At 75.4% G+C, this 12,930-nt stretch carries 6 protein-coding genes; all 6 read left to right on the top strand.

Annotated features, from left to right (window positions below):
- The first annotated feature begins 125 nt into the window (after positions 1–125).
- The 6 genes from ACZ6ZI_RS27590 (at position 126) to ACZ6ZI_RS27565 (ending at position 12,906) form a co-directional block, all read left to right on the top strand.
- Complete coding sequence (locus ACZ6ZI_RS27590; RefSeq protein WP_469525105.1) at positions 126–2,954, top strand: serine/threonine-protein kinase; 2,829 nt, start codon at positions 126–128, stop codon at positions 2,952–2,954.
- A 90-nt stretch (positions 2,955–3,044) separates the two neighbouring features.
- Positions 3,045–5,765, top strand: a complete 2,721-nt coding sequence (locus ACZ6ZI_RS27585) for a protein kinase (RefSeq protein ID WP_469525102.1) — start codon at positions 3,045–3,047, stop codon at positions 5,763–5,765.
- Between the two features lie 114 nt (positions 5,766–5,879).
- Positions 5,880–7,502, top strand: coding sequence for a serine/threonine-protein kinase (locus tag ACZ6ZI_RS27580; protein WP_469525100.1), 1,623 nt, complete (start codon positions 5,880–5,882; stop codon positions 7,500–7,502).
- A gap of 92 nt (positions 7,503–7,594) precedes the next feature.
- Positions 7,595–9,220, top strand: a complete 1,626-nt coding sequence (locus ACZ6ZI_RS27575) for a succinic semialdehyde dehydrogenase (RefSeq protein WP_469525098.1) — start codon at positions 7,595–7,597, stop codon at positions 9,218–9,220.
- 26 nt (positions 9,221–9,246) lie between these two features.
- Complete coding sequence (locus ACZ6ZI_RS27570) at positions 9,247–11,052, top strand: GMC oxidoreductase (protein WP_469525097.1); 1,806 nt, start codon at positions 9,247–9,249, stop codon at positions 11,050–11,052.
- A gap of 180 nt (positions 11,053–11,232) precedes the next feature.
- On the top strand, positions 11,233–12,906 hold the full coding sequence (locus tag ACZ6ZI_RS27565; RefSeq protein WP_469525094.1) for a hypothetical protein: 1,674 nt from the start codon (positions 11,233–11,235) through the stop codon (positions 12,904–12,906).
- The last annotated feature ends 24 nt before the right edge of the window (positions 12,907–12,930 follow it).

Here is a 12,930-nt window from a genome sequence, read left to right as displayed (position 1 = left end):
GTGGACCCGGGGCTCCCGTCCGATGCGGAGTGAGCAACAATGAGGTTTCTGCCGGGGTGGGTTACCGTGCCCCCCGGCGGCTGCCGGGGCAGCCGGGGCAGGCTGCACGATCGCAGAGGGGACGCATGTCGAAGCCGGAGCACACGGAGTCCCCTGCCGGGGCGCGCGCGACCGAGCCGGAGGGTGGCGCCGAAGTCACCCCCGTCGAGGCCGCGTCGCCCGAGGCGGAACGCGCCGCCGCGGGGTCGCGGGCCGAGGGCGCGTCCGTGCCGAAGCAGCGTCCCGGTGGACCGGGGAAGCCCGAGGCCGCGAAGCCGGGTCGCGCACCGCGCGAGGACGCCGCGGACACCGCCCCCGAGGACGCGAAGCGGAACCCGCCGCAGGCGAAGACGCCCGCCGCGCGGCGGGGTTCGGCCGCCGCCGCGCCGAGCTCCGCGGCCCCGGAACCCGAGGACGCGACGGCGAAGCCGGCGTCGACGACCGCCCCCCGTCCCGACACCGCGCCGAAGCCGGCCCGCACCGAAGCGGATCCGGAAGCGGAGTCCGCCGGGGGTGCGACGGGCGCCGAGGGCGCGAAGAACGCGGGCGGCGGGAAGTCCGCCGAGGGCGCCAGGGCCGCCGAGGGCGGGAAGTCCGCCGAGGGTGCGACGGGTGCCGAAGAGGCCGACACGGCCGGGGGCGCGAAGACGGCCGGAGCGGTGAAGACGGCCGAGGCCGCCGGCAACGCGAAGTCCGCCGAGGGCACGACGGGCGCCGAAGGCGCCGACACGGCCGGGGGCGTGAAGAACGCCGGCCAGGTGAAGGCCGCAGAGGCCGCGAAGGGCGCCGAGGACGGGAAGTCCGCCCCGGGCCCGGACGCTGCCGCGGGGGCGAAGGGCGCGGCGGGCGACGGAGGGGCCGCGCAGGCCTCGGCGCCGGTGCCGCCGGCCAGGTCCGGCGGGGTGTCCGTCCGGAAGCCCGGCGCGCCCGCCCGGGTCGAAGGTCCGGGCGAGAACGCCGACGCGCGGGCCACCGCGCCCGGCGAGGCGACGGAGGGTCAGGACCGCGGCAGGCTGCTCGCCCGCCGGTACCGGCTCGGGGCCGTGCTCGGCAAGGGCGGCATGGGCACCGTCTGGCGCGCCGAGGACGAGGTCCTCGGCCGTACGGTCGCCGTCAAGGAACTCCGCTTCGGCAGCGGCGTGGACGAGGACGAGAAGCGACGCCTCATCACCCGCACCCTGCGTGAGGCCAAGGCCATCGCGCGGATCCGCAGCGAAGGCGCCGTCACCGTCTTCGACGTGGTCGACGAGGACGCCCGGCCGTGGATCGTCATGGAGCTCATCGAGGGGCCCTCCCTCGCCGAGTTCATCCGCGAGAACGGCCCGCTGACGCCCCGTCGCGCCGCCGAGGTCGGCCTCGCCGTGCTCGACGTGCTGCGGGCCGCCCACCGCCAGGGCATCCTGCACCGCGACGTGAAGCCGTCCAACGTGCTCATCGCCGGCAGCGGTCGCGTCGTCCTCACCGACTTCGGCATCGCCCAGGTCGAGGGCGACCCCTCCATCACCTCCACCGGCATGCTCGTCGGCGCGCCCTCCTACATCTCCCCGGAGCGCGCCCGGGGCCAGAAGCCCGGCCCGCCGGCCGACATGTGGTCCCTCGGCGGGCTGCTGTACGCGGCCGTCGAGGGCGTCCCCCCGTACGACAAGGGCTCCGCGCTCGCGACCCTCACGGCCGTGATGACCGAGGCCGTGGACCCGCCGCAGAACGCCGGACCCCTCCTCACCGAGGTCATCTACGGGCTGCTCGTCAAGGACCCCGCCCGGCGCCTCGACGAGGAACGCGCCCGCGCGATGCTGACGGCCGTCCTGCACGCCCCCGACCCGCAGCCGGCCCCCGAGCCCGCGCCGGCGGTCGAGGAGACCCGCGCCATCTCCCTCACCAAGGCGGAGGTGGAGGCGGAGAAGGCCGCCGAGAAGGCGGCGAAGAAGGAACGCGACCGCCGCGAGCGCGAACAGCGCGAGCGCGCCCGCGCCGCCCTGAAGGCCACCCGCAAGGCCGCGGCAGCGGCGGCGGCCGCGGCGAGCGCCGCCGAGGCCCCGCCCGCCCGACCCGCCACGCCCAAGGCCCCGCTCACCGACGTGATGCGGCGCCGCACCATCGTCCTCGCGATAGCCGGTGTGGTCGTCGTCCTCGCGGTCGTCGGCTCCCTGATCGTGTACCTGGTCAAGGGCGGCGACGACAACGACGGCCGCAAGGACCAGGGCAAGGGCGGCCCGACCCCCGCCGCCTCCGGCGACCCCTCGCCCGGCGCCAAGCCCGCACCGGGCAACTCGCCCGGAGCGAGCGGAGCCGCCACCGGCAGCCCGAGCCCGGGCGCGAGCACCGGCCCGAGCCCCTCGACGCCCGGCGGGGCCGCACCGAGCGACGGCGGCCAGAGTCAAGGCCAGGGCCAGGGCCAGGACCCGAACCAGGGGCAGAGCCAGGGCCAGGGCGCCAGCCCCGGCGGCTCCGGCACGCTCCCCGCCGGGTTCGCCACGGTGACCGACCTGCGCTACCGCTTCTCCATGGCCATGCCGGAGGGCTTCCGCCAGACGGACACGGCGGGGGAGAAGTCCGGCGCGATATACAGCCGCGACGGCGGGTTCCCCCGCATCCAGGTCGACTACACCCCGACCCCCGGCGACGACGCCCGCGCCGCCTGGGCCGCCCTCGCACCGAGCGTGGCCGGCAGCAGCCGGTCCTACCGCCTCATACGCCTCGACACCGTCCAGTACCGCGACTACCCGACCGTCGCCGACTGGGAGTTCGAGCGGGAGCAGCAGGGCATGAAGGTCCGGGTGCTCGACCGGGGCTTCAAGACGGACGCGAAGCACGGCTACGCCATCATGATCAGCTGCGCCGCCGACCAGTGGGACGGCCCCGAGTGCACGCAGCTGCGCAACGTCGCCTTCCAGACCTTCCAGTCCTTGGGCTGACGGTCCTCCCAAGGCCGGGGCGCGAGAGCCCCGGGCCACGTATCGTGTCAGCGGGGCCATGGGGGACCCGCCGCACTCGGGGGAGGCGATGTGGAGGACTACGCCGGCCGGATCCTGGCCGACCGCTACCGCCTGCCGCTGCCCCCGACCGACGACCACGAGCCCGCGCAGACCCGGGCGTTCGACACGCGCAGCGGCCAGGAGGTCCTCGTACGGCAGGTTCCACTGCCCGAGGTCGTGGACGCGGAGCTGCTCGACGGACCGCACGCGGGCGCCGCGTCGGTGGGCCGTCCGGCCGGGGAACTGCCCGCCGTGCGCCGGGCGATCGCGGCCGCGCAGGCCGCCGCCTCCGTCCCCGACCACCCGCGCCTCGACCAGGTCTTCGACGTGTTCGCCGAGGACGGCTCCCTGTGGATCGTGAGCGAACTCGTCCCGGCCAGGCCGTTGGCCGCGCTCATCGCCGAGGAGCCGCTGAGCCCCTACCGGGCGGCGGAGGTGGCGTCCGACGTGCTGACCGCCCTGCGGGTGCTGCACGCGCACGGCTGGACCCACCGGAACATCACCGTCCGCACGGTGTTGATATGCGAGGACGGCAGGGTCGTCCTGACGGGGCTGGCGGCGGGAGCCGCCGAGGAGGCCCTGTGCGGGTACGACCCGGTGCCGCCGCGGGACGCGGGGGAGTCCTTCGCGGGCGGGCCCGCCGTCGGTGCGGACCTGTACCCGTACCCGACACCCGGGCCGACGCCCCCGACCCCGGCCGCGCCGAGCCCGCGGGCCGCGCCGACGGCCCCGGCCGCACCGAGCCCGCCCCCGCCGCCCGCCGGCTCCGCCCCGCCCGCCGGCTCCGCCCCGCCCGTGTACGCGCCGCTCGTGGCCCCCGGCTACGACACCGGGCCCCGGTACTCGGACCACGTCACGCTCCCGGAGCGGGCCGCCTCCGCCGAGCCGCCGCCGCCCGCGCACGCCCCGCAGTCGCCCCCGGGTCCCGCGGCCGACCGGGCCACCCGCGAGGCCACCGCCCGCGCCGGGATCGTCGCCGCCTACCGCGCCGGCACCCGGGCCGCGCAGGCCAAGGTGGCCCGGGACCGCGGCGAGCGCGGGCCGGTCGTGGTGCCCGTGCCGCCGCCGACCGGGGCCAACCTGCCGCAGGAGTACGCCTACCCGTACGGGGGACCGGAGCGCGAACCCGGCACGCCCTGGCACGGAGCCGCCCCCCGCCGCGCCGCCGAACCGGCCCCCGCCGCCCCGGCACCGGAACCCGAGCCGGCCCCGGACCCGGCCCCGGACCCGGCCCCCGCCCGGGACGCCGGGCCCGCGCCGGAGCCCGGGCCCGCCCGGGACGCCGGGCCCGCGCCGGAGCCCGGGCCCGCCCGGGACGCCGAGCCCGGGCCCGCCCGCCCGGCGCTGCCCGCCCGGCTCGCCCTCCCGCAGGGCTACCGCCAGGCGGACGCCCCGCCCGACGCCCCGCCCCCGCTCCCGGCCCCGCTCCCCGCGACGGTCCGGCCCCCGGCCCCGACGGCCCCCGCCCCGACCGCCCCGACGCCCCCCGCCGCGGCCGTCCCCGCGCCCACCCGGGCACCCGTCGCCGGCTGGGGGAGCGCCCCGGGCGGCGCGGGCCCCCGCAGCGGCCTCGACGCCGAGCGGGCCCGCCAGACCCGGATGGCCGTCGTCGGCCCCGTCACCGAACGGTGGGCCCCCGAGCAGGCCGGACCCGTCCACGGCCACTGGCAGCTCGCCGCCCCCGTCGGCCCGGCCACCGACCTCTGGGCGCTCGGGGCCCTGCTGTACCGCTCGGTCCAGGGCCACGCCCCGTACCCCGAGGACAGCGTCGCGGAACTCGTCGAGATGGTCTGCGCCGAGCCCCCCGCCTTCGCCGAGGAATGCGGCCCGCTGCGCCCGGTCGTGGAGTCCCTGCTGCGCCAGGACCCCACCGAACGCCCCGACTTCGAGGAGCTGCGGGGCTGGCTGCGTTCCCTGGTCCGCTCCGCCCCCGAGCCCGACGGCGACCTCGCCGTGTTCCCGATGCCGGAGCCCGACCCCGCCCGGCTGCCCGTCGTCCGCCGGCGCGGCGACCTGCACGGCCGCCACCGCAACCCGAGCGCCCCCCGCCGGCCCCGCGCCCTCGGGCGGACCCTGCTGGTCGGCATCCTCGCCGTGCTCGCGGCGGCGGTGGCGTACGCGATGGTGTTCATGCCGCGCTCCGGCGACCCCCGTGACCAGGCGCAGCAGCCCACGGCCGCGGAGAGCCCGTCCGGGCCCACGACCGGGCCCGGGGCGAAGCCGTCGGCGGGCGCCTCCACCCCGCCCGCGTCGGGGAGTCCGCAGTCCAGGCCCGCCCCGCAGACGGAGCCCGGCCCCGCCCCGGAGGGCTACACCCTCGAACGGGACCCGGAGCACTTCACGATCGCCGTCCCCAAGGGGTGGGAACGCCGCGGCATCAACGAGGCCGGCCAGGTCCGCTACACCCAGGGGGCGTTCACCCTCGTGGTGGTGCCGGGCCGGGATCGGGTCGAGGGCAATCCCGACCCGAAGGGCTACCAGCAGGACAAGGAGCCCGAGCTGTCGCCGTGGCGCAACTCCACCTGGGCCGAGTCGGGCGACGTGAAGGCGACGACCGTGGGCGGCCGGCTCAGCGTCACGGGCCGGTACACGTGGATCGATTCGACGGGCCGCAGCGTGTTGGCCCGCAACTTCGTGGTGGCCCTCGGCGGGAGTTACCACGTGGTCATGGTGACCGGTCCGAAGGACGAGACGGACAAGGTCACCGACGTCTTCGAAAAGGCCACGGCGAGTTACAAGGCCGGAGGCTGACGGGCAGTCAATACGGCGATTGCGTCACAGTGACGTCCTACCGGCCCCGCGTGGTTCCGGCTTCGGCCGCGGGCTCCGTAATCTGACCCGGAGTGCACAGAGCGGCGGGAAATCGTGGAACAGCAGACAGGCGCGGGTGCGGTGCTCGCGAGCCGGTACAGGCTCGTCGAGCCCATCGGCAGCGGCGGCATGGGGAAGGTGTGGCGCGCGCATGACGAGCTGCTGCACCGAACGGTCGCGGTCAAGGAACTGACGGCGGGACTCTACGTCGCCCAGGCCGACCGCGAGGTCCTGCACGCCCGCACCCAGAAGGAGGCGCGGGCCGCGGCCCGCATCCAGCACCCCGCGGTGGTCACCGTCCACGACGTGCTGGAGCACGACGACCGGCCGTGGATCGTCATGGAGTACATCGACGGCCCCTCGCTCGCCGAGGCGGCCAAGGCCGCGGGGCGCATCGAGCCCCGCGAGGCGGCCCGGATCGGCCTGCACGTCCTCGGGGCCCTGCGCGCCGCGCACGCGGTCGGCGTGCTGCACCGGGACGTGAAGCCGGGCAACGTCCTGCTCGCCAAGGACGGCCGGGTCCTGCTCACGGACTTCGGGATCGCCGCGATCGAGGGCGACTCCTCGATCACCCGTACCGGCGAACTCGTCGGCTCCATCGACTACCTGGCCCCCGAGCGGGTCACCGGCGGCGCCCCCGACCCGTCCTCGGACCTGTGGTCGCTGGGCGCCACCCTCTACACGGCGGTCGAGGCGCGTTCGCCGTTCCGTCGTACGTCGCCCATCTCCAGCCTCCAGGCCGTCGTCAACGACGAGCCGCCCGTGCCGCGCCAGTCCGGGGTCCTCGGTCCGGTCATCACCGCGCTGTTGCGCAAGGATCCGGCGGAGCGCCCCTCGGCGGCCGAGGCCGAGCGGATGCTGATCGAGGCGATGGAGGGGCGCGAGCCGAAGGCGGCGCAGGCGTACGTGCCCACGCGCGCGGTCAGCGCGCAGGAGATGGCGCCCGCGCAGGAGGAGGTCGTGCGCCCGGAGCCGGCGCGGACCGCGACGACCGCCGTCACGGGGACGCCCGAGCCCGCGGCGGGCGGGTCGTCCTCGCCCGGGAGGTTCAAGCGGGTCGCGGCCGTCGCGCTGGTGGCGGCCCTGCTGGGCGGCGGCGGGGTGTTCGGCGTGCTGACGTACCTGGACGGCAGGGACGGGGGCGGCTCCGACAAGGACGTGTCCGTCGTCGACGGGCGGGGTGCGGACGGCAAGGCCAAGGCGACGCCGGGCGCGCCGCCCGCGGGCTGGAAGAGGGTCACCGACCCCGTCGGCGGTTTCACCCTGTTCGTCCCGGAGGGCTGGACGCGGCAGACGGACGGCAACCAGATCGACTACACCCCGGACAACGGCAAGACCTTCATCCGCGTCGCCGTCGACACCACCCCGGACTACGACAACGCGTACTCGCACCTGCTCGATCTGGAGAAGCAGGTGGCGAAGCGGACGGACTACAAGCGGCAGCGGCTGAACCAGAACACCTTCCGCGACAGCACGCGCTCCGCGTTGTGGGACTTCACCTGGACCGAGAAGAACAACCACGCCGGACCGCGCCGGGCCATCGAGCAGATGTACATCACCCCGGACAACACCGAGTACGCGATCTACATGGCGAGCCCCGTCTCCTCCTGGAGCGCGACCCGTCAGCAGTTCGACATCGTGCTCAGCGGTTGGGAGCCGGCCCCCGCGAAGCCCTGATCCCGCCACCGCGCCAGTGATCGCTGGCAGATTTGGCAAAATCGGTTACCGGCGGGTACCCAAAGGGGTCCCGGCGCAATACGCTCACGGCCATGACGGACTCGCAGGCCCCCGCCGCCCCTCTCCGCCCCGCGCCCACCAACCCGGTCGCCCCGGCCCCCGCCGGCGCCCGCACCGCCGCCGACGTGGTCACCCCCGACCTCGTCGCCCGGCTGACCCGCGGGGTGATCGGCTCCGGCCGGACCGCCAACCACACCCCCTTCACCGGGGAACGGCTGGCCGAGCTGCCCGAGGCAGGCCCCGAGGACGTCGCCACCGCCTTCGCCCGGGCCCGCGCCGCCCAGGGAGCCTGGGCGGCGGTGCCCGTACGCCGGCGGGCCGCGGTCCTGCTGCGCTTCCACGACCTGGTCCTCGACCGTCAGTCCGAGGTCCTCGACCTCATCCAGCTGGAGACGGGCAAGGCCCGCCTGCACGCCCACGAAGAGGTCCAGGCCGTCGCCGTCGCCGCCCGCCACTACGGCCGCAAGGCACCCGCCTACCTGCGCCCCAAGGGCCACACCGGTGCCATGCCGACCCTCACCAAGGTCACCGAACTGCGCCAGCCGCGCGGGGTCGTCGGCCAGATCGCCCCCTGGAACTACCCCCTGGAGCTGTCGGTCGGCGACGCGCTGCCCGCCTTCGTCTCCGGCAACGCCGTCGTCATGAAGCCCGACACCGAGACCGCGCTCACCGCCCTGTGGGCCCGCGACCTGCTGATCGAGGCCGGCCTGCCCGCCGAGGTCTTCCAGGTCGTCCTCGGCGAGGGCCCGGTCGTCGGCCCCGAGGTGGTCCGCCACGCCGACTACGTCTCCTTCACCGGCTCCACCCGCACCGGCCGCGAGGTCGCCCAGGGCGCCGCCGCCCGCCTCGTCGGCGTCTCCCTCGAACTCGGCGGCAAGAACGCCATGCTCGTCCTCGCCGACGCCGACGTGGAGAAGGCCGCCGCCGGCGCCGTCCGCGCCTGCTTCTCCTCCGCCGGCCAGCTCTGCATCTCCATCGAGCGGATCTACGTCCACGCCTCCGTCGCCGACGCCTTCGTCGAGCGCTTCGCCGCCCGCACCCGGGCCATGCGGCTCGGCGGCTCCCTCGCCTACGGCGCCGACATGGGCTCCCTCGTCGGCGAACGCCAGCTGGAAACCGTACGCCGCCACGTGGACGAGGCCGTCGCCAAGGGCGCCACCCTCGTCGCCGGCGGCGTCCACCGCCCCGACATCGGCCCCCTCTTCTACGAGCCCACCATCCTCGACGGCGTCGAGGCGCCCATGGCCGTCTGCGGCGAGGAGACCTTCGGCCCGGTCGTGTCCGTCTACCGGTTCACCGACGAGGACGAGGCCGTCGAGCAGGCCAACGCCACCGCCTACGGCCTCAACTCCAGCGTCTGGACCAAGGACGCCCGCCGCGGCCACGCCGTCGCCGCCCGCCTGCGCACCGGCACCGTCAACATCAACGACGGCTACGCCCCCGCCTACGGCAGTGCCCAGGCCCCCATGGGCGGCATGAAGGACTCCGGCCTCGGCCGCCGCCACGGCTCCGAGGGGATCCTCAAGTACACCGAGGCCCAGACCGTCGCCCACCAGCGGCTCCTGCCGATGGGCCCCTCGCTGGGCATGGACGACGAGAAGTACGCCGCGTTCATGTCCCGCAGCCTGAAGGTCCTCAAGACGCTCCGATTCCGCTAGGCACGACAGCCCAGGAGGCACCCGCAGTGTCGTACGACTACGACGTCATCGTCATCGGATCGGGCTTCGGAGGGTCGGTCTCGGCACTGCGGCTCACCGAGAAGGGCTACCGCGTCGGCGTCCTGGAGGCAGGACGCCGCTTCACCCGCGAGAGCCTGCCCCGCAACAGCTGGGACCTGCGCAACTACCTGTGGGCGCCCGCCCTCGGCCTGTACGGGATCCAGCGCATCCACCTGCTCGGCAACGTGATGGTGCTCGCGGGCGCCGGTGTCGGCGGCGGCTCGCTCAACTACGCCAACACCCTCTACGTGCCGCCGGCCGCGTTCTTCGAGGACCGCCAGTGGGCGTCCATCACCGACTGGCACGCGGAGCTCGCCCCGTACTACGACCAGGCCAAGCGGATGCTCGGCGTACGACTGAACCCGACGCTGACCCCCTCCGACGTGCACCTCAAGGCCGCCGCCGAGCGGATGGGCGTCGGCGACACCTTCCACATGGCGCCCGTCGGCGTCTTCTTCGGCGACGGCGACGACGCCGAGGGCGGGCCCCGGATCCGCCCCGGCCAGGAGGTCCCCGACCCCTACTTCGGCGGCGCCGGCCCCGCCCGCAAGGCCTGCACCGAGTGCGGCGAGTGCATGACCGGCTGCCGGCACGGCGCGAAGAACACCCTGAACGAGAACTACCTCCACCTGGCCGAACGGGCCGGCGCCGTCATCCACCCCATGACCACCGTCACCGCCCTCGCCGAACACCCCGACGGCGGCTACCGGATCCGCACCGTCCCCACCGACCACCGCCGCGCCGGCCGCGCCAAGGTGCTGCGCGCCCGGTACGTGGTCGTCGCGGCGGGTACCTACGGCACCCAGACCCTGCTGCACACCATGAAGGACCGGGGCGAACTCCCGCGCCTGTCCGACCGCCTCGGCGACCTGACCCGAACCAACTCCGAGGGCGTGGTCGGCGCCCAGACCGACGACCGCCGCTACCGCAGGCGGCACGGCGGCACGGGCCGCACCGACTTCACCCGGGGCGTGGCCATCACCTCCTCGGTCCACCCCAACGCCGACACCCACATCGAGCCCGTCCGCTACGGCAAGGGCTCCAACGCCATGGGCTTCATGACGGTCCTCCAGGTCCCCTACTCGCCCCGGCGGGTCCGCGCCTGGTTCGCCCGCACCGCCCGCCACCCCGTGCAGCTCGCCCGCTCCCTGTCCAACCGCCGCTGGTCGGAGCGGACCATCATCGGGCTCGTCATGCAGTCCCTGGACAACTCCCTGACGACCTACCGCAGGCCCCGGGGCATCGGCAAGGGACTGCTCACCGCCCGGCAGGGGCACGGCGCCCCCAACCCGGTGCAGATCGCCGAGGCCACCGAGGCGGCGACCCTGCTGGCCGAGGAGATCAACGGCTTCCCCGGCAGCAACGTCGGCGAACTGATGGGCACCCCGCTGACCGCCCACTTCCTCGGCGGCTGCCCCATCGGCGCCTCCGCCGACGAGGGGGTCGTGGACCCGTACCACCGCCTCTACGGGCACCCCGGCATCTCGGTCGTCGACGGCTCGGCCGTCTCCGCGAACCTCGGGGTCAACCCGTCGCTGACGATCACGGCGCAGGCCGAGCGGGCGATGTCGTACTGGCCGAACAACGGGGAGGCGGACCCGCGGCCCGCGCAGGGGGAGGCGTACGTCCGTCTGGCGGCGGTGGAGCCGAACCGGCCCGCCGTGCCCAAGGAGGCCTTCGGCGCCCTGCGGCTGCCGCTCCTGCCCGTCCCGGAGGTTCCCGCGCGGAAGGCCGCCGGGACCCGATCGGAACCCGGGGAACGGATCGGCTGAGTCCCGGACACGTACCGGGCGGGCACCGCGCTCCCCCTCCGAGCGCGGTACCCGCCGCGGTACAAGAGGGGACCGGCGGAGGCCGAAGAAGGTTGTACCGGAATCCTTTTCCCACGGCTGTGGTGTCGGTCACACGGCCCGGAGCGCAACTGTGGCGGCGCCCCGGGTGTCAAGAGGTGCATGAGACAGCGCATCTCCCTGCTGGCCGCCTGCGGCCTGGTGGCCGTCGGGTTGGCGGCCACCCCGGCGAACGCCGCGGATCCCGTCTTCACCCTGACCGGCTCACCGGCCGCCCTGGCCCTGACCCCCCACCCCGGTGGCACGGGCACGCCGAAGCCCGCCTCCCTCGCCCTGCGGCTGGACCGGCCGAGCGGCGACACCACCTTCACCTTCACCGTCGACCTCTCGGGGATCGACAAGGTCGCGGACGTGAAGGAGAAGAACCCCGCCGCGACCGGCCCCCGGTGCGAGAAGAGCGGTACCACCCTCGTCTGCGCCGACCGGACCGCTACGGGAGGCGGCCCGGCCGGCATCGACCTGGAGGTCACCGCCGCCAAGGACGCCGCGAACGGCGCCACCGGCACCCTCACCGTCACCGGCACGGCCACCGGTGCGAGCGTCACCGCCGCCCGCACCGCGATCCAGATCGGCGGCCCCGACCTGGTCATGACGGAGATGGCGCTCAAGACCGCGCCGAAGCCCGGCGAGACCCAGCCGCTCCCCCTCGCGTTCGCCAACCGGGGCACCCAGTCCGCCCACGGCGTCATCCTGGAGCTGGAGGCCACGCACGGCCTGGAGCTGCCCGAGCGGTACGACAACTGCACGTACACCCCCGGCCGGACCTCGACCACCGTCCGCTGCGTGGTGGACGGCGAGTTCAAGGCCGACGAGAGCTACGAGGTGGCCGGCGAGAGCCCGCTGCACCTCAAGGCGAGCGCGCACGCCCGCACCGAGCGGTTCGCCTACGGGGTCCTCCCGGTGGCCCCCGCCGCACGCGGCGGCGCGGCCGACCAGGGCGCGGCCGACCGGAGGACCGGTCAGGACGCCCAGGACGCCCCGGGCGGCCAGGCCGCCAAGAAGGGCACCGGCGGCCGCAAGCTGATCGCCAAGAAGCGGGCCAAGCCCGGCCCGGACCTGAACCCGAGCGACAACCGGCGCGAGGCCTTCATCGGGGTGGAGAACAAGGCCGACTTCGCGGCCGACGCCCTCGCCCTCAAGGGCGCGTCCGGCGCCACCGTCAAGGCGCCCGTCACGATCCGCAACCTCGGCCCCGGCTGGGTCTTCGACCCCAAGTCCCCCGAGGCCCCGGCGGCCGTCGCCGAGGTGCGGTTCCCGAAGGACGTGAAGGTCGTCAAGGTGCCGGCGTCCTGCCGTGCGGCCGCCCCCTCCGAGACCTCCCGCTACCTGTGCGCGACGGCCTCCTCCGTACGGGAGAAGGAGAAGATCGAGTTCCCCTTCGAGGTGCGGCCCGAGAAGGACCTCCGTGACGCCAAGGGTGCGATCACGGTCGGCCTGCCCGACGCGAAGGGCGAGCTCGGCAAGCACGCCTTCGACCCGAACGTGGCCAACAACCAGGCCGACGTCGTGGTGAACCCGACCGCCGTCAGCCCCGGCCCGAGCCCGAGCACCTCGACCGGCGCGAGCCCGAGCCCGAGCGCCTCCACGAGCGCCTCGGCCTCGCCGACGGCCGGAGCCGGCGGCAACTCCACCCCGCAGGGCGGCACGACCGGCGGCGGTCCGCTGGCCTCCACCGGTAGCGGCGCGGCCCTGATCGGACTCGCGGCGGCCGCCCTCTTCGCGGTCGGCGGCGCGCTGTTCCTCGTCTTCCGGCGGCGCGGAGCGGCCCACGCGTAGCGGCGCGGGCGCGCGGTTCGACGT

The sequence above is a fragment of the Streptomyces sp. NPDC103540 genome, assembly GCF_055584445.1.
This window is presented reverse-complemented; position numbering and strand designations above follow the sequence as displayed.